A 19,109-nucleotide genomic window follows, 5' to 3' on the forward strand; every position below is an offset into this window, starting at 1 on the left:
ATTGATATAAGTTGTTTCACAATTGTTGTGAATTATTATATCACAAAGATGCTTCATCATTAGTGTTTTGATGCTACAAAAAAAGGACTAAGAATTGCACTTTTTGAAGTATGAAGAATCGTGATCAGAAGTGTAATCGTTACTGATTTTTTATAGAAATTAATATCAATATGGATATTTTTTCTATTGTATGTCACACTTGTTCAAGTTATTTTGTCTAATATAATAGAATGAAGCAAGATACTTTAGAAATATTAGTGCGTAAAGCAAATACTGGAGATCAACAATCTTTAGAAAAAGTGGTGTTAGAAATTAAGGATTATATCTACAACCTTTCTTTGAAGATGTTATTGTTTCCTGAAGACGCAAAAGATGCTACTCAGGAGATTTTGGTGAAAGTAATTACACATTTAAGCACCTTTAACTATAAGAGTAAATTTTCTACTTGGGTATATCGCATTGCAACAAATTATTTGTTAACCCAAAAACAAAAGAAAGGCAAAGAGTTTCCAATGCCTTTTTCCGATTATGAGGTGTTGATTGATTCTGGGCATTCGAATCGTGTATCGTATGCTTCTAATGATGGAGAGTTGAAATTATTGGAGGAAGAGGTCAAAGTGAGTTGTACACAAGGTTTATTGCTTTGTTTAAAACCTATAGATAGAATCGTATATATACTTTCAGAAATTCTAGAATTTAATAGTAAAGAAGGAGCTGCTATTGTAGAAATCTCTCCAGAAAACTTTAGAAAGAAATTATCACGTTCCAGAGTGAAAATTAGAAATTTTCTGGATAAGAAGTGTGGTTTGGTCAATACAAACAACCCATGCAGATGTGTTAAGAAAATTGATTTTTTAGTAGATCAAAATATTATCGAACCTAATCGACTGCGATTTGCTGATCTGAGTAAACGAAGTATTGATCTGATTGAAAAAATTGATAAAGTAGAAAAATCAATTGCAGTGTATCGTTCGGTTCCATCTTTTAAAGCACCAGAAATTATAGTTAAAAATATTAAAGCCATTTTATCTCATGAATAAACAAGAATTTGATGTAAAGACTTTCACTTTTGTGGTATTACTGACTAGTATTTGGATTCATATTTCTGAAGTATTTCGATACTTTGTTCTTGTGATACCTAGGGTAAAATCATATTGGAATTATTCAGAAGCTATTGCCGATATGAATTGGAGGATTTTTGGTATTTGGGGAATTTGGGATATGGTATTAACTGCAATGTGTGTTTTTACATTTTGGTTATACAGTCAACGATTTGGGAATACGAATCGCTCTGTAGTGTATTCGGCTTTATTCTCTTGGATATTTTTCTTTGTACTTTTTTGGGTTGGCGCTGCAAATATGGGGTATTCTGATTGGTCCATGTTATGGATTACCTTACCCTTAAGTCTTTTTGAATTAATTATAGCAAATTTTATTGCTTCTAAACTTTATAAACGATTTGAATATGCAAAAGTCTAAAATTGTTGCTATTCCTACTACGATGGAAAAGTACTTTGGAAAAGGAACTATGCTACATCCTTCTGTGGCCGAAGTAGAGGAATTAGTTAAGCAGATTCCTGTTGGTAAAATTACTACAATTAAGGAATTAGCATCACATTTGGCTAAAATTCAAGGAACTCATGTTGCTTGTCCTATGAGAACTGGAAATGCTATTAAAAAAATTGCTGAACGCCATACTTTATTAGAGCCTGATTTTAAAATCCCTTTTTGGAGAGTAGTACGTAATGATAAAAAGATGGTGAAATCAAAAAATTATGAGCAATGGGTTTCTAAAATTGAAGATGAAGGGTTTGAAATAAATTATACTACAAAGGGAGATGCTGTAGTAAACTTTACTGAAGATGTTCTTTTTTCTTTTGAATATTAGTTTTTTGAGTCTCCCATAAATTCAATAGTTGCATTGGGATACAAATCACTAATAGGAAAACTATTGAGTTGTACATCTGAAATAGTCAGTTTGCGAATCCATTCGGTATTTTCTTTCAAAGCATTTAACTGAATATATAGTGTAGAAGGATACTGTATTCCATCTGCATTTTGGATTCGGTTTTCATAGCGAATGGAACCGTATATATTTTTAGGAGTAATAGCACTAGATTCTCTTACGGTATAACTGGCGAAGTTTAGATATCCATCTTTGGAAATGTATAACAAATATTGATCATATTTCTTATTAGGTTCCACAGAATTCCAAGTGGCAAACACCAAATCATATTTTTCACCTTCAAATAGTTGTTCACCGGCATATTTTAGAATGGGAACATTTCGTAATCTTAAAGGTAGCTCAAAAAGATATTGAATTGCAGGTAATGCAAATTGTATTTTTTTATTGTTTTTAAAATTTACAGTTCCTTCATGATTAATTTCATAGTAATTCATGGATTGCAATCCATAGGTTTTATAATTCTTTTTTTGGGGATAATGAAACTGACCATCAAAAGAATTGGGACGGAATTTTAGTACCATTAATTCTTTATTCTCTGGAAATGGATTGCCCCATGAAAATATTCCTTTCCAATGATCAATTGCTTTATAGGAATAGGTTTCGGAACTTTCTAATACATCTAAACCTTGATTCTCAATTACCGTATTAATTAATTCGATTGCCTTTGGTTCTCTTGGAACCGAAGCATCAGAAATGTTGGTTGTTCTGAGATCTGCTATTTTACAACTGCATACAGAAATTAAAAGTATAAAAAGCAGTAAAGGTTTTCTTATACGTTGTATTCTTTTTTTAGCGATGCAGGAATAATTTATCATTGGCTATTTCAAAATCATACTTTTTGATTTTGTATTTTTTCTTGTAACATTTTAATTTCATCTCTCAGTCTTGCAGCTGTCATAAAATCTAGTTCTTTTGCGGCTTTTTCCATTTCCTTTCGAACATTTCGGATACGAGTCTCTAATTGTTCTTTTGTAAAATAGGCAGTTTCTTCTTCTGCTGCTTGTAAGGATGGCGCTGCTTCAAATTGATACGGTTCTACTTTTTTACCAGCTAAAGCATTATCTAACGATTTTTTTATTGCTTTCGGAGTAATACCATGTTTTGTGTTATAGGCGATCTGCTTTTCACGACGATAATTGGTCTGATCAATCGTTTCTTGCATACTTTGTGTAATCTTATCTGCATACATGATTGCTAATCCATTTACATTTCTCGCTGCTCTTCCTATAGTTTGTGTTAGTGATCTATTATTTCTTAGAAAACCTTCTTTGTCAGCATCTAAAATAGCTACTAATGATACTTCTGGTAAATCCAATCCCTCACGAAGTAGATTTACACCAATCAGCACATCAAAAAGACCTTTACGCAAGTCCTGCATGATTTCAACACGTTCTAACGTATCCACATCACTGTGTATGTATCGACAGCGAATATCTATTCTTGTAAGATACTTTGTCAATTCTTCTGCCATTCTTTTGGTTAGTGTAGTAACTAAGATCCGTTCATCGACTTCAATACGTTTATGCATTTCTTCGATCAAATCATCAATTTGATTTAAACTTGGTCGTACTTCTATAATTGGATCTAATAATCCTGTTGGTCGGATAATTTGTTCTACATAAGTTCCTTCACTTTTCTGTAATTCATAATCAGCAGGAGTAGCACTGATATAAATTATTTGATTTTGTAGTGCTTCGAATTCTTCAAATTTTAATGGTCGATTATCCATGGCTGCAGGCAATCTAAAACCATATTCTACCAAATTTTCTTTTCTAGATCGATCTCCACCATACATTGCATGTGTTTGAGGAATAGTAACATGACTTTCATCTACAATCATTAAATAGTCATCAGGGAAATAGTCTAGCAAACAGAAGGGCCTTGTTCCAGGATCTCTACCATCTAAATATCTTGAGTAATTTTCAATTCCAGAGCAATACCCTAATTCCTTTATCATTTCCAGATCAAAATTAGTTCGTTCTTCTAATCTTTTGGCTTCCAGAAACTTTCCTATTTCTTTAAAGTATTCTACCTGTTTTCCAAGGTCTAAAGCTATTTGATCAATAGCACCATGTAATACCTCAGGAGAAGTTACAAACATATTCGCAGGGTAGATATTTAAGCGATCATATTTTTCAATAATTTCATTAGTCTGTACATCAAAAGCTTCAATTTCTTCAATTTCATCACCAAAGAAATGTACTCTAAATGCATCATCCGCATAGCTAGGATAAATATCTACTATATCTCCTTTTATCCTAAAATTTCCATGCAAAAACTCTCCTTCCGTTCTGGAATATAAACTTTGTACTAATTTATGAAGTAATGCAGTTCGAGATACAAACTGTCCTTGCTGGATTGAAATTACATTTTTCTGAAATTCAACTGGATTTCCAATACCATACAGACAAGAAACTGAGGCAACCACAAGTACATCTCTTCTTCCAGAGAGTAGAGAAGAGGTAGCACTTAAACGTAGCTTTTCAATTTCATCATTAATAGATAAATCTTTTTCTATATAAGTTCCCGTAGTAGGAATGTACGCTTCTGGTTGATAATAGTCATAGTACGAAACAAAATACTCAATAGCATTTTCTGGAAAGAATTGTTTAAACTCAGAATATAACTGAGCTGCCAATGTTTTATTATGCGCTAACACCAAAGTAGGTCTTTGCACTGTAGCGACTACATTTGCTGCAGTAAACGTTTTACCAGAACCAGTAACTCCTAAAAGTGTTTGATATCTTTCTCCTGCTTCAATAGCATCAGCTAGTTGTTTTATCGCCTGTGGTTGATCTCCTGTTGGGCTAAAATCGGATGTAAGTTCGAACTTCATTGAATACTTCTATCTTTTCTGAATAAAGATACAGAATACTCATATGTTTTTTGCTAGAGAAGATAAGTTTTAGGGAAAGTTTATCGTATCAAAGAAAAGCTTCCAGTTCTGATTCTGCCATCTCCTAATTCTACACGGAACCAATACTCGCTTGAAGGCATTAGCGCACCTCCATATGTGCCATCCCATCCGTTTCCAGAAGGGACCAATTGTTTCAGTAATTTCCCACTTCTGTCAAAAATATAAATAATAGAATTCCCTAAAACCTGAGAAGATATTCCTTCTACATTCCAAGTTTCATGAAAACCATCGCCATTAGGTGTAAAATATTTTGGAAATCCGACAACTGAAATATCTTGAGTGGCCTCAGGACCACAACCATTTTTATCTCTAACATAAACGGTATGAAAACCTGGCGGAACATCAATAAATGTAGGACTATCTTGATACGTTCGGATATTACTACCATTAAAAGCAATAGCATATTCATAATCTCCAGATCCAGAAACATTGATCGTTACTGTATTGTTATCAGAAGCATCATTGATTTCTATAGGTTGGATAATGGTAGCTGGTGAGGATTCGGTTACAGTTATGGTACGATCTTTAGAACAACCGGTAAGTTGATTCATAACGGTTACCATATAAGTTCCTGCTTGTGAAACATTAATACTTTCTGTGGTAGCACCGCTAGGAGTCCACAAGAAATCAAAATCATTTGGATTTCCAGATGCTAATCCTGCATCAATAGTAATACTTGTTCCTTCGCATAGGAACGCTTCTCCTTCTTCTTCAATATCAGGTAAAGGATTTACAAAAAGAGCTACTTCATTAATCCCAAAACATTGATTTAAGTTATCTTCTACTCTGGCATAAATGATATCTTGACCTTGTGTTCCAGATGTGACATTGTTGTATATAGTGATTGGATTTGTTTCGCTAAGTGCATTTTCGATAGTTTCGTAGTAGGCTACGGTTAAGTTTGGATTTCCAATTCCTGAAAGAACCTGTGCGTCAGCCTGAGTAAGATCAAATTCTTGGAATCCATCTTCAATACCATCATCATCACAAATACTTAACACGGCATCATTTGCAGAGGTAGTACTAACTACTAAGTCTAAGGTAGAAATTCTGAAACATCCAGTGATATCATCAACAACCCGTGCAAATAATTGCTGATTAGGAGTAGTGTTTTGGTATACATCTGTGTTCAAAATCGAAGGCGCATTTGCATCCGCAGAAACCATATTCTCAAAAAATGAAACAGTGCGATCAGAAGCACCACCAGTAATTTGATTAATTGCTTCGTTTAGATTGAATAAAGTAATACCATCATTGGTGTTTAAATACTCATCACATTGTGATAAAGAAGTATTATTGGCCACAGGCAATAAATTGATGGTTACAGGAATTTCAAATGTGTCAAAACAACTTGTATTTAAGTTATTTTCTAGGCGAGCATACACTGCTGTCATTGTATTAGATAAAACAGTGTTTGCCGGATCTGCTATTGGATTTGTATTATTTTGAGCATCCGCTAAAGTCGTATGGTAGCTTAACGTGAAATCTGCAGCGTTTTGCCCTCCATAAATATCGGTATCTGCTACTGTTAGATCATAAACAATCATTCCATTCGTATCATCTCCATCATCATCATTATCACATGAGACTATCGGATTTGTTGGAAAAGCTGTAGGAGTATCAAAAACTTCTATCAGGAAACTAGCAGTATCGTAACAATTTATATTTCCAACGTTTTCAATTCTTATCGCTATGGTTTGCGGATTCGTTTCTGTAGTGAAGTTTAATGTTAATTCATTCAAGTCAGCATCTGCATCTGCAATAGATCTAAAATAACGTATCTGAAATTGATTTGGGTCTTGTGTTCCAAGTATAGTTGTGTTATAAACAGAGAGATCTAAGTCCGTAATTCCATCATTATCATCATCACAAATGGTTTCATTAGCAGGTATGGTTTGCACAGTAGGCACCTCAAAAAAAGTAGCATTTGCCACACCAATAAGCGGACAACTTCCATCATTGAGATCTACTTCTAATCGATAATTTCCAGTGGTTGTAATATCTAGGAAAAATGTACTATTTGCAATTTGCACATCATCAACAAACCAAGTATAGGTTGCGGTTGGTATATCTTGATATTCTAATCTATAAGTGTCACCTTCGCAAAGTACTAAGTTTACATTATTCGGGTCACCGCTATTTATAATATCTATAGTTTGCGCAAAAATGGACTGAATAAATGGTGGTAACCCTATTCTGGAGCCTCTATTTCCATCTATATTTACAAGTAAACCTTGATCTCGATAAATAACATTTGTAGCAATTTCTTCGGGATTTTCGATAACTCCAAGATAATTACCTATTCCAGCATTAAAATCATATAAAGCTCTGTATATTCTTCCATCTGGACCTAATTGTAATGCTCCTGCACTAAAATTAGAGGTGTCTTGTCCATTTTCATTTAAAACTCTGGTTCCGCTGGCAGCAATTTGATTATTGGGTAATGTAAGATCGAACTGCATTAAAAATCCACTACCAAATCCACCATCTCCTTCACCAACTGTAGCATATAAACGTTGACCGCTTTGGGAAAATTCGATTCCATAAGGAGCATCTCCGTTATATAACTCAACTTCATTACTTACAGTTCCAGTACTATTATCGAAATCATAAAAAAGTACTTTTCCGGGTCCATCACCACCTGTTACATTAGTTAATCCAAAATGTACTACTGCTAATTTATCACCTTCTGGAGAGGCTTTTAAATACCCTAATGCGTTTCGTCTATATCCTGAAATTGGAACAGTAACACCTACTTGTGATGTTACGGGAGTCGTATTCACACCTGTTTGATCTACGCTGAATGCATAATACGTGTCTATAAAATGAGTAATTACCCAAAATGAATCGCAATCATCACTTTTTACAGCAGTGATTTTTTCAGAACATTTATATAAACTTTCTTGAGGATTTGAGGTGTCATAAGTAATTAAAGGAAGGTTTTTTTGCCCAGAAACGACCGCGCCATTTCCTCCATCCAGAGACATATCTACTATAGAATATAATAATCCGTCATTTACACCATCACCATCATCATTGGTTGGGTCATTATCCGTATTTACATGATGAGGTTCATCAACTGTAAATACGATATAAATATTCGGAGTATTAGGTTGTGGTACGATTAAAGCAGAAGATGTACTTGAGGTATCTCCTCTTAAATCGGTACCATTTTGCATAATCAAATGATTTCTAGTATAAATAGTAGATCCATCTGTATAGAAAAGAAGGTTTCCTGTAGCATCAGAAATCGTGGTACAACCCTCCAATGTATTTATTCTTCCATCTGTAAGTGGAGTAGGAGGTGTTGTACTAAAATTAATACCAGCGTTTTGCCCAAAATACCAATTGTTAGCTTCTCCTTGTCCAAATATAGAGATGCTTAAAAAGAATAATAGGACAAATGTTATGTATTTCATGAGTTGAGTTCAAAAACCCAAATATATTACAAATCTCTCTTTTTAAGAAGATAATATGAAAGTCTTACAAATATAGCCGTCCAAACTAATACAATTAATATTTCATACCAATGTACCGCATAGTCTCTTTGGAAGTTCTCTCCTAATTGATTTGCTGCGGATTGTATAAAGTTAAGTCTTGTTATGGGTTCATTAATAAGATTAGACATACTATCTAAAGGTAAAAATGGTATAATCTTATCTACAATATCGGAATCAAATTTCCATTTTATTAATCCAGAAAATAGTCTGAACGCACCTTCAATAAGCTGCCAGAAAATCAAGAATCCCAAGGCAAATGCAGATCTTTTGATAAGGATTCCTAAAAACATACAGAATGAAAAGAACCCAACAAGCTTTAAGAAATATGCCAAAATAAACTCCAGATCAGAAAATACGATAGAAACTTCCGTATAATCAGAAAATATTAATCCTAGTATCAGGGATACAACGAATAGGAATACCGTAGATACTAAAGAAAAGAGAACCACTGTGAGAAATTTAGAGGCTAAAAACTCCTTTTTACTCAATCCATCAATAAGGTTTTGTTTTAAGGTTCTATTCGAATATTCATTGGCCATTATGGATACAATGACAATTGCTAAGAAAAGTTTTAACCAGGCAGCGATCCAAGCATTGAAGTGCCAGATATAAGGAAAATTAAATATTCCTTGATCAGCTAATCTAAAATTAACTCCTCCAAAACTAAATTCATAGGAGGCTATCAGCGAAATTAATGTAATTAGAACGAAATAGGTAATCGTCAGAACCTTAGCTGACCTGTTGTATCGTAATTTTTGAAATTCTATATTGAGTAATCGTAACATTGCTTTAGTTTAAATTGTTGGTTAATTGTAAGAATTGTTCTTCTAGACTTTCTTTTCGTTTTACAAGATGGGTAAGCGTAATTCCAGCTTCCTGTAATTGCTTGTTTAAACTTTCAGCATCTAATTCACGATTTAGGAAGGCAATAATTTTGTTGTCTTCTTCTTTTAAATTTCCAAAAGTATCTTGTTCAGATAACCACTTTTTTAATTCACTGTTTTGATTACTATTTAATTCAAAGAAACCATGACTCGCATTCATTTCATCTACAGGACCAGAGTATAGCTTAACTCCTTTACGGATAATCACCACATGACTACACACTTTTTCTACTTCATCTAATAAGTGAGAAGCGAGAAGGATGGTAGTTCCTTGAGAAGCAATTACTTTAATGATTTCTCTAATCTGATGTATTCCTTGTGGATCTAATCCATTGGTAGGTTCATCAAGAATTAGAATTTCGGGATCATTTAATAGAGCAGAGGCTATAGCTAATCGCTGTTTCATACCTAAGGAGAAGGTGCGAAACTTACTGTCTTTCCGTTCTAAAAGACCTACTAATTCAAGTTTTTCTTCGATTTTGTCTGCAGGAACATCCTTTATCTGGCATACAAGCTTTAGATTTTGAGCTGCAGTCATATACGGATAGAAATTCGGACGCTCGATAATGGCACCTACTTTTTTAAGTGCTTCATGTGTAGAAGTAGATCCGTCGAACCAAGTAAAATCTCCTGAGGTTCTATTCACTACATTCAAAACAATACCTAAAGTAGTTGATTTACCACTTCCATTAGGCCCTAAAATACCGTATACATTTCCTTTTTTTATGGTAAAGGAGAGATCATTAACAGCTGTAATACCTCCGAATCTTTTCGTAAGATTCTTTAAAGTTAGAATGGTTTCCAATTGCGATTATTTTTTGGTGGTTATATTAAACTAGACGACTACTATGAGATTTTGTTACAATAAAAAATATATCGATAAGACCTTTTTGACAAGTAATGAATGGTATAATATGGTTGTTTGAGCTTGTTTCTTTTGTAAATTGCCATCAGAAAGTAGTTGTATATGGATGAGAAGTTAATGTCTAAAAAGAAACCTACCTATCCTATAAATGATAGTTTAGATAGTTATTTAAAGGAATGCAATCGTAAAATCAAAATACCTGTATTTTATGATGATTTATTACGATTTTCTGGTTCGATTGTGGTGTATGATAGTAATGATGAAGATACGTTATGGGTTCGAGTGTATTATGAGGAACACGAACGACCAGAAATTGAATCCAGTTTAAAAAAGGTATATACCATACTACATTCTGATGGTAATGAAGATGCAATTGAGTTTTTGAATATAGATGCTATTGATTACTGTACGTTTGGAAATTCTAAACCCTTTAGAGTACGTGTTCGAAATATTTTAAATGATAACTACACGTATATTTATGTAAAAAAAGCAGATGCTTCTCGTATCTACGGATTGGAATTAGAACATATGTTTTCTCCTAACAGGATTAACTTTTTGGTGTATAAAAACACTTTGATCGAAGAACATATTGCTGGAATTCCGGGAGACGTTTTTATAAAAGATTTTTTACCGGATCTTAGTGATCAGGCAAAAGCTCAGATTGCTAAGGAGTTTGTAAAATTCAATGAACGTTGTCAAATGCGATTATTGGGTGATATGCGATCCTATAATTATGTCATTATTCCGATTCATGATTTTGATCATGTGCAGTATCGAATTAGAGCCATAGATTTTGATCAGCAATGTTTTGAAGGGAAATTGAAAGTTTATCAACCGCAATTCTTTAAAGAGAACTTTGATATGGTGGATATAGTTTTGAATAGATTGCAGGCTAGTTCTATAGAACAATACAAGAAAGAAGAACGTTCTGTTTTGGCTAAAAGAATATTGAATTCTAGATCACGTTATGAAACCTTAATTAAATGTATGTGTGCGGATACAATTTCTACAGAAGAACATTTAAAAGAATTACGAGAGCATCTTTATAATTTCACTTTAGATCTTAAATTTCGCAGAAGTAAATCTATGGGTGAAGTACTGAAAACTGCATTAGATTTTGTAAGACGTAATTATGAAAATGTAAATATGAATCGACTGTTAGAGAGGTGATAGGTATTGGGTATGATGTATCTGGTGTCAGGTTTTGGGTGTCAGGTTTCGGGTATTGGAATCAGATGTTTGTTATTAGGTTTTTGAGGCCAGAAGACTGATGTCAGAAATGTAATTATGTATTAACTCCTGACATCAGTCACCCAACAATTAGCTTCTGTCTATTTTAATCTTGCTTCTAGTGCTGCATTTTTCTTTTTAAGTGCTTCTACTTCATTCAACAATAAATCGGTCTTTTTGTTCTGTTCAATCATATAAAGTGTTAGCTGTTCGATTTTTTCGAGTAACTTTTTATTCATTTCTCCTAATTGAACTCCATTTTCTGCTACTTCCGCAGCAGAAGGGATGTTTTCTAAATGTCCTTTTTCTGTTATATGTTGCTCTACTTCTTGTAGCGTAGGTAAATGATAATCCTCTTCAAACACATAATCTGGCCATCCTACTAAATCTACTTTTACTTCTTTAGTATGGATATTTCCGTTTACGGCAAGTTTAGCATCAGGAGTGTATGTTCCAATACCAACATTACCAGTGGTACCGTGTCTATTAGGGTCTAGAACTATATGCTGTTGTGAAGATAGTACTAAATCCGAATTTAAGGCAGTTGAGCTAGAACGTGTCGCTTGAATTTCAAATCTTCCATCTGTATCAGTGTAGAACCTCCCTAATGAATGTGTTCCTTGTACTCTTAGCTTAGCATCTGGATTTGTGGTTCCAATACCAACATTACCATCAGAAGCAATTCTAAGAGCATTGATCTCTGAATGATTACCATCCCAAAGGCTAGTACTAAATTGAAATGCAACATTTCCATGAGAACCCGATTTATCAGATATTGCTTTTATAGAAGCTCTATGACCAGGTAAATTATCATATAAATTACTTAAACGTATTTCTGAAACCAGTTCATCATTTCCGGTGTTTGGAGCTTTACCAGTAATATTAACGATAGGGGTAGTATTTAAATCTTTTACCTGAAGTTTCCCTTCGGGATTGGTTGTGCCAATACCAACATTTCCATTTTGATCGAAAACAATTTTATCACTAATACCGTTAGGTTGAAATCTAATTTTGCCAGAAGCTGATCTTAGAATTAGACCATTTGATAATTGACTATCTGTCGCTAAAACTCCTGCATTTGCCCAAGTATTTACTTGGTTATAGTTTGGAGATGTAGATAAAAGATAAACTGAATTTCCAGGTGTTCCATTTCCTATTGTAATTCCACGTCTGGCAGAATTTCCACTATTACTATTGTTTACTTCTATAAAAGTTGAACCATTTTGATTTTTTTCTAAGGTTAGAAGGTTAGTAGGATTGGTTGTACCAATACCGACATTACCGCCATTAAACCATGAACTACCATTAGAATGAATTAGAAACTTATTTTCAACACTATCATTCCTACCAGTAATATAACCATGTCCTTGACCATTCATTGCTACTCTAGCGCTTCCTCCTTTTGAAACACTGATGTATTGATTCGCATTGATATGATCTGTAGTATTTAAGTTACCTACCACATATAATTTGGCTGTAGGGTTAGTTGTTCCAATACCAACATTTCCATTTCCTTTAATGGTCATTCTTGGATTTCTGCTATTAGATCCTGTATTAAAGTAAATCCCGTCATAGGCATTGATATCTAATGCATCTGGACTATTATCTCCATCATCATATGTTAAAATGGATAAGTTATACTTATTAGTTGTTGAAAACCCTTCTCTAAAGAAAAGCCCTCTTTGATTTCCTGATTGATAAGCATCTAGTAGTAAAGATCCTTCTACATGTAGTTTTTCGGTAGGATTTGCGGTTCCTATTCCAAATTTACCATCGCCATTTATTCGTGCCCTTTCTATTCCACCACTCAAAAAGAGAATTCTATATCTATTACCAGAATTTTCTCCGGCATCTAAGTAGATATCATCGAAACGAGATTTAAATAACCATTTTCCCGGGAATGTGCCACCAAAACTGTGGATTCTGTTGAAACCTCCATTGGCACTTGGAAATTGTAACTGATGTAACCCCATATTTAAATCTTGGGTTTGTGTTTGAGCTTTCGAGCCATAAATAGCTCCAATAATTAATATGAACAGTATTAAATTTTTCCTCATTTTTTATTTTTATTAGGAACATTTCAATTCCAAAAAATATGATGCTTTTAGGTATGTGTCATATCATAACCAAATGTTACTATGGAAAATCAAGTTTTTTTCATTTTTCTAAAAAGAAGGAGGAAAGAGTGGTGGTCTTTGATGATTGATTGATAGTTTTGGGTGTCGGGCGTCAGGTGTCGGGTGTCGGGTGTTGGGTGTCGGGTGTTGGGTGTTGGGTGTTCGGATTTTGATCTAGGAAGTTAATAATAAAATGTTCAATCTCGTAACAATACTACTATAATAGATACTTATATATAAAGCTTCAGTGTATGAAAATAAATCCTTGGGCATTTGGTGGTTTGTTGTTATTCTGTACTATTATTTGGGGGTATCATTATTTTACAATTCCTACCTTTTATCCTTTCGAAAGAACAGGAGAAGTCAAAGCAATTGTATTTCAATCAAAATTAGTAGATCCTTTGTTTCTGGATTATGATTATTCACTTGACCAAATCGTTCATTTTGTCTATCGTATAGATGATGTAGTGTATGTTTCGAAACATAGAGTAGAAAGATCATGGCAATTTCAGAAAATTGGAGATTCTTTATTAATTCGATATAGTGTAAACGATCCACAAAGAACAGATCCGATTCGCTATTATCATAATGTATCTAATAAATCAGGATTTGACCACATCAAAAAGTGCTTTTTGCATACAAAAGACAATGGTTATAAATCATTAGATCTATATGCCAACATATTTACTTATGAGGATTATGGATCTTATGGAAAGCTAATCACAAAAACCACAGGTAGCTATATGGAAAAAGATTCTGTTCTTACCCTAACTCCTTTGATTTATTATCAAAATAGGAAGGTTGCAGATACTATTATGGAACTACCCAAACCTATTAATGAAGATTTTGAAAAAATATACTTGAGTAATTTTAAACAAAATTCTAATGGTAGTATCACTGAAATGAATACTAATCTTCTTTTTAACCTTGCCGGTCAGAAATAATAGGTCTACACTAGTCTTTTTGTTCTTTATTAAAGTATACTAAGTAATAGTACATTTGTTTTTCTTCATCCCAACCTTTTTCTACAAATTTTTCTGCAGATTCAGGATTGATAAAGTCCATTTTAATTTGAATATTGGTATCTAAATTAATGGTGTTTTTGATCTTTTTTCTTGCCGCAGATACCGCTGTATTAGCAATAGGAAATTCGGTAAGATCTTCGATATGATACTTAGGAGCTTTTTCAGTTTTATAATGTTTGAACTCAGGAATCAGATCAGGATTGTCGATTACTTCATTTAGAAAAGCAGATTCTTCGAAAGTATCATTTTTTGCAAAGTGATTTACTGCACGATTCATAAACATCACTTCCTCTTTTTTATCTTCGGCTGGTAATACCACATCTTTGGCAAAGTCTTGGCAGAATTTCATGTACTTTTTGGTATAGAAATTTTCATCTGCAAATGCCTCAACTCCTAAGAAATGCTCTAACCAATATTTAGTATCATAACGGTTAGAATCTACAGAAAGAATTTTATAACCTTCTTCTTGTTTATGATTAAAAATTAAACACCCTTTGTCTAATTTATTAAGATTTACACCTTGCTGATGTAAGAGTTCTATATTAGTTCCTTTCTCTTCGAACTGAAGAAAATCATATTTTAATTCTGATTTAAAAATACCAACCGCATTTGTTTTTTCATTATCGATTGAAAGATTGTCTAAAAAGACCACATATACTTCACCACTTTTAATATGAGGGTGTTGTGATTGCTCATATAAAAGAGAGGCGATTCGTTTAGACTTCTCATGTACCGAAGACGGATTATTAAATATCTCCGTAACAATTTTATACAGCGGATTGAACTCTACATCAACTTCATTGGTAAATTGAAAGTAGTTTTCTTCTTTTTCTCTAAATGGCTTGAAAAAATACTCCTTTAATAAAGCTGTTAACTCGTCGTTAAGAGCATAAGGAGTATCGGAAAGAAAAATATTTTCATTTCTACTTTTGTTCCCAATTTTGTGAATCGATAGTGATTCAATTTGAGTGCTATATAAATTGATCATTTTTTTGTTTTAAAGTGACAAAGTTACTAAGAAGTACAGTGCCAAAGATTAAAAAGTCTTAAAGAGCAAGTTCCAAAATTATTTATGAATCTTTAATTTTTCTAATATAACTTGAAAGCATACGCTCTATTTCTCTAGTGTTTTCTTACAATAAATTAAAATCATTTTCTTTTAAGAAAGAAAGATTTTTTCCAATTTCTAATTGTGTCTGGACTTCAAATAATGAACTAATTGCAATGTTTAGAAATCGAATATATTCTTTTTTACTCTCTCTACCATAACCTTCGGCAATATTACTGGGTATTGAGATGGATGCTCTTCTTACTTGAGAAGTCAATCCATATAACTCTTCTATTGGAAATGATTTGGTTTTCTCATAAATATTAGTTACTAAAACTATTGATTTTTGCCAAATTTTTAGGTCTCTAAAAGTGCTCATTAAATGTTATAGTTAAATATTGGAGCTTTATAACTTTGTACCTTAGGATCTTTGAAACTTTAATACTTAAGATTTAATTCCAGTGCTCATCAAATCCTAATTCATCGTAATCATCAAGATCTAGAAAACTGTCGCCTTCATTTCCTTGGTCTAAATCGTCAGCTTTAAATTCTTTATCAGGAGCATTATCCGGGATCTGTCCGTGCACAAACATTACATTAGGATATTCTCTACCATTTTCATATTCCGCGATTTCAGCAAGTTCTACTAGAAATGTCCACATGCTTAAGAAATCATAGATGTAAATTAATCGAGGAGAAGCTTCATGAACAACATCGATTAATGTTGTTTCATTCATTAATCGTACAGGCTGATTACCATCACTCATATCAAAAAGAGAGATCTCTTCTCCTTGATTCCATTGCTCATCACTAACATAGAAAGATGCCATTTCCATACCATCAAAACCAAAAGATTGGTTGATTACATTATGAAATTGCTCTAAGGTAGCGTCTTGTTCGATTTCTATATCTCTAAATACATCTTCTTCGGTATCTAAGATAATTCTGAAACGGTAAACCATTCTTGCTTAATTTGGATTGGCAAAGATACAAACTTGTTTGCGACTATTTTAAATTTTCAGTGTTCAATCCCTTTTTTTTGAATACCTCTAATAGTATATAAAATTGAACACCAAATAGTAAAGACGATATTACTAAATGCAATGGTTGAGAAAGGAAAGGAAAATCAAAATAATACATCAAAATTCCAGTTAGAGCCTCTAAACCGATGAGCGCAATTACCCAATTTAATTTAGATATACCTAATTGCATTTTACGATTGTACCATAACAACCATAAATTAATTACTACAATTATTATAGAAAATGATCTATGGATATAAAAATTCACCGTTGGAGGGTTTAACCATTCGGATTTAGCCAGTTCACCAACAATTTTTACTTGCTCATCAACATACTGTCTTACTTGAGTTCCCAATGCAACTTGAACTAACGTGAGTATTGCTGAAAATAATAATATGTTTTTAAAAGCAGGACTAATTTTGAATACTTGATTTCGATCTTTAGTTAGGAATAATATATACAGTAATATGGCAAGAATTATAAAGGCAACAAGCATATGAACCGTAATTCTGAGTGGAAGAAGGTTAGAGTCTACTACTATTTTACCTAACCAAGCCTGAAATGCCATTGCTATAATGGTGAGCCCTGCATAGAGTGGTATTTTTCTTTTTTCTTTCCAAAACCAAAGAGATACAATAAACATTAGAAGAATGGGGATTCCTGAAACTACTGTGACCAATCTATTGATATACTCAATCCATGTGTGCCATACGTTAAATTTCGCATAATCATGTTTTGTATATGGTTTCCAATTAGTCGTTTCATAGTTAGTTGAGGAAGTGAAATCTTTTGTCGCTATTCTTAGTTCATCATTTATAATGACGATAAATCCTTTTTCATACTCATGATTTGGTTTCCATTGTATTTGACTTTCTTCGGTAGGAGGAATGTAATACCCAAAACACTTAGGCCAATCAGGACATCCCATTCCAGAACCAGTCATTCGTACTACTGCACCAGCAATAATTATTAAATATATAAGTATAACCGATGTAATAACAAGTGATCTAAAATATTTTTTCATATTAATATTGAGAATCTAAGTTTTAAAGGTTTTAAGTATCTAAGAACTTTTTAACCCTAATTCTTCTCCTTTTTTTATCATGAATTGATATGCTGCTTCATGTTCATTCGGAATATCTCCTTCTAAAATTGCTTCTTTGATTGCTTCTTTTATGATACCAATCTCTCGTGAAGGTTTGATATTAAAAGTTTCCATAATTTCTTCTCCACTTACTGGCGGCTGAAAGTTTCGAATATGATCTCTCTCTTCAACTTCTACCATTTTTTTGCGAACGATCTTAAAGTTATTATGATATTTTTTAAAGCGTTTTGGATTTTTAGTGGTAATGTCCGCTTCGCAAAGTGTCATTAATTCATCAATATAATCGCCAGCATCAAAAACCAACCTTCGTACTGCTGAATCTGTTACATCCGACGCTATCACAATCGGTCGAGAACTCATCAATACCATTTTCTGCACAAATTTCATTTTGTCATTCAATGGCATTTTTAGACGTTTAAATAATTTAAATACCATTTTAGAACCTACAAACTCATGACCGTGAAAAGTCCATCCTACTTTTTTGCTAAATCTTTTCGTGGGAGCTTTACCAATATCGTGTAATAAGGCTGCCCATCGCAACCATAGATCATCTGTGTTTTCTGCTATATTATCAACTACTTCCAGCGTATGATAAAAATTGTCCTTATGGCGTTGCCCTTCAACTTCATCAATACCTTTTAACGCCAATAATTCGGGAAGTATATAAGGTAATAATCCTGTTTTTTCTAAAAGTAAAAAACCGACAGATGGTTTTTCGCTAAGAAGAATTTTATGCAGTTCATCTACGATACGTTCCTTAGTAATTATCGTGATACGATCTTTGTTTTTGGTGATTGCTTTTAAAGAACGTTCTTCTATTTTAAAATTCAGTTGGGTAGCAAAACGAATAGCTCGCATCATCCTCAATGGATCATCAGAGTAAGTAATATCGGGATCTAGAGGTGTTCGTATTATCTTAGCTCTTAGATCTTCCAATCCATTAAAAGGATCCAGAATATTACCAAAATTATCTTTAGAAAGACTTAAAGCCAAAGCATTGATGGTAAAATCTCGCCTGTTTTGATCATCCTGCAAAGTTCCGTTTTCTACAATTGGATTTCGGCTATTTTCTTGATAAGATTCTTTTCTGGCTCCAACAAACTCAACCTCAATATCACCGGCTTTAAGCATAGCCGTTCCATAGGTTTTAAAAACTTGAATTTTTGGTTGATTAGGAAGTAGTTTTGAAACTTCTTTAGCTAGATTGATACCACTACCAACAGCAACAATATCAATATCTTTTGCAGAACCTCTTTGTAAAATATAATCTCTAACAAACCCTCCAATTACATAACTATCCAATTCAAGATTTGATGCAGCTTGGGTTATGGTATTAAAAACAGCATGTTGTAATGCTTCTTTATAATTATTCTCTTCCGACATGAATCAATGTACTCGATAATCGAGATTTTAAAGTTTCGAGGGTGATC

The 19,109-nt window shown here is 33.2% G+C and carries 16 protein-coding genes; 5 read left to right on the forward strand and 11 right to left on the reverse strand.

Features of this window, described 5'->3' with window-relative positions; genetic code table 11:
- Positions 1-230: 230 nt before the first annotated feature.
- From GBO31_RS05050 to GBO31_RS05060, 3 genes are read left to right on the forward strand one after another with little or no spacing between them, the layout of a single operon-like run.
- Complete coding sequence (locus GBO31_RS05050; RefSeq protein WP_219007233.1) at positions 231-1,040, forward strand: RNA polymerase sigma factor; 810 nt, start codon at positions 231-233, stop codon at positions 1,038-1,040.
- Positions 1,033-1,479 carry a hypothetical protein gene (locus tag GBO31_RS05055; RefSeq protein WP_219007234.1) on the forward strand — a complete coding sequence of 149 codons (447 nt, stop codon included), beginning with the start codon at positions 1,033-1,035 and terminating at the stop codon, positions 1,477-1,479. Before GBO31_RS05050 ends, GBO31_RS05055 begins: the two co-directional genes overlap by 8 nt.
- On the forward strand, positions 1,466-1,888 hold the full coding sequence (locus GBO31_RS05060; RefSeq protein WP_219007235.1) for an MGMT family protein: 423 nt from the start codon (positions 1,466-1,468) through the stop codon (positions 1,886-1,888). Before GBO31_RS05055 ends, GBO31_RS05060 begins: the two co-directional genes overlap by 14 nt.
- On the opposite strand, the gene GBO31_RS05065 is transcribed toward GBO31_RS05060, so the two are convergent.
- The 5 genes from GBO31_RS05065 to GBO31_RS05085 all read right to left on the reverse strand — a co-directional run bounded on the left by GBO31_RS05065 (position 1,885) and on the right by GBO31_RS05085 (position 10,072).
- Positions 1,885-2,781: a hypothetical protein gene (locus GBO31_RS05065; protein WP_219007236.1), complete on the reverse strand. Its 897-nt coding sequence runs from the start codon at positions 2,779-2,781 to the stop codon at positions 1,885-1,887. The genes GBO31_RS05060 and GBO31_RS05065 overlap by 4 nt on opposite strands.
- Before the next feature lie 14 nt (positions 2,782-2,795).
- Positions 2,796-4,802 carry an excinuclease ABC subunit UvrB gene (uvrB, locus tag GBO31_RS05070; protein WP_219007237.1) on the reverse strand — a complete coding sequence of 669 codons (2,007 nt, stop codon included), beginning with the start codon at positions 4,800-4,802 and terminating at the stop codon, positions 2,796-2,798.
- A gap of 80 nt (positions 4,803-4,882) precedes the next feature.
- A complete protein-coding gene (locus tag GBO31_RS05075; protein WP_219007238.1) occupies positions 4,883-8,302 on the reverse strand; it encodes a T9SS type B sorting domain-containing protein in 3,420 nt (1,139 codons plus the stop codon).
- A gap of 26 nt (positions 8,303-8,328) precedes the next feature.
- On the reverse strand, positions 8,329-9,168 hold the full coding sequence (locus GBO31_RS05080; protein ID WP_219007239.1) for an ABC transporter permease: 840 nt from the start codon (positions 9,166-9,168) through the stop codon (positions 8,329-8,331).
- A gap of 4 nt (positions 9,169-9,172) precedes the next feature.
- Positions 9,173-10,072 (reverse strand): ABC transporter ATP-binding protein, encoded by a 900-nt coding sequence (locus tag GBO31_RS05085; protein WP_219007240.1) that lies wholly within the window; start codon positions 10,070-10,072, stop codon positions 9,173-9,175.
- A gap of 162 nt (positions 10,073-10,234) precedes the next feature.
- On the opposite strand from GBO31_RS05085, the gene GBO31_RS05090 reads away from it, so the two are divergent.
- On the forward strand, positions 10,235-11,302 hold the full coding sequence (locus tag GBO31_RS05090) for a hypothetical protein (protein WP_219007241.1): 1,068 nt from the start codon (positions 10,235-10,237) through the stop codon (positions 11,300-11,302).
- Positions 11,303-11,463: 161 nt separating this feature from the next.
- On the opposite strand, the gene GBO31_RS05095 is transcribed toward GBO31_RS05090, so the two are convergent.
- Complete coding sequence (locus GBO31_RS05095; RefSeq protein ID WP_219007242.1) at positions 11,464-13,419, reverse strand: hypothetical protein; 1,956 nt, start codon at positions 13,417-13,419, stop codon at positions 11,464-11,466.
- 311 nt (positions 13,420-13,730) lie between these two features.
- Between GBO31_RS05095 and GBO31_RS05100 the strand changes: the two genes are divergently transcribed.
- Entirely contained in the window at positions 13,731-14,423 is a 693-nt protein-coding gene (locus GBO31_RS05100; RefSeq protein ID WP_219007243.1) for a hypothetical protein, read from the forward strand.
- 10 nt (positions 14,424-14,433) lie between these two features.
- On the opposite strand, the gene GBO31_RS05105 is transcribed toward GBO31_RS05100, so the two are convergent.
- The 5 genes from GBO31_RS05105 to GBO31_RS05125 form a co-directional block, all read right to left on the reverse strand.
- Positions 14,434-15,492, reverse strand: coding sequence for a nucleoid-associated protein (locus GBO31_RS05105; protein WP_219007244.1), 1,059 nt, complete (start codon positions 15,490-15,492; stop codon positions 14,434-14,436).
- Positions 15,493-15,637: 145 nt separating this feature from the next.
- Positions 15,638-15,931: a four helix bundle protein gene (locus GBO31_RS05110; protein WP_219007245.1), complete on the reverse strand. Its 294-nt coding sequence runs from the start codon at positions 15,929-15,931 to the stop codon at positions 15,638-15,640.
- A 73-nt stretch (positions 15,932-16,004) separates the two neighbouring features.
- Positions 16,005-16,514 (reverse strand): plasmid pRiA4b ORF-3 family protein, encoded by a 510-nt coding sequence (locus GBO31_RS05115; RefSeq protein ID WP_219007246.1) that lies wholly within the window; start codon positions 16,512-16,514, stop codon positions 16,005-16,007.
- 43 nt (positions 16,515-16,557) lie between these two features.
- Positions 16,558-17,598, reverse strand: a complete 1,041-nt coding sequence (locus tag GBO31_RS05120; RefSeq protein WP_219007247.1) for a COX15/CtaA family protein — start codon at positions 17,596-17,598, stop codon at positions 16,558-16,560.
- A gap of 39 nt (positions 17,599-17,637) precedes the next feature.
- Positions 17,638-19,062, reverse strand: coding sequence for a CCA tRNA nucleotidyltransferase (locus tag GBO31_RS05125; RefSeq protein WP_219007248.1), 1,425 nt, complete (start codon positions 19,060-19,062; stop codon positions 17,638-17,640).
- Positions 19,063-19,109: the final 47 nt, after the last annotated feature.

Source organism: Aquimarina litoralis (genome assembly GCF_019295435.1).
GTDB classification, from domain to species: domain Bacteria; phylum Bacteroidota; class Bacteroidia; order Flavobacteriales; family Flavobacteriaceae; genus Aquimarina; species Aquimarina litoralis_A.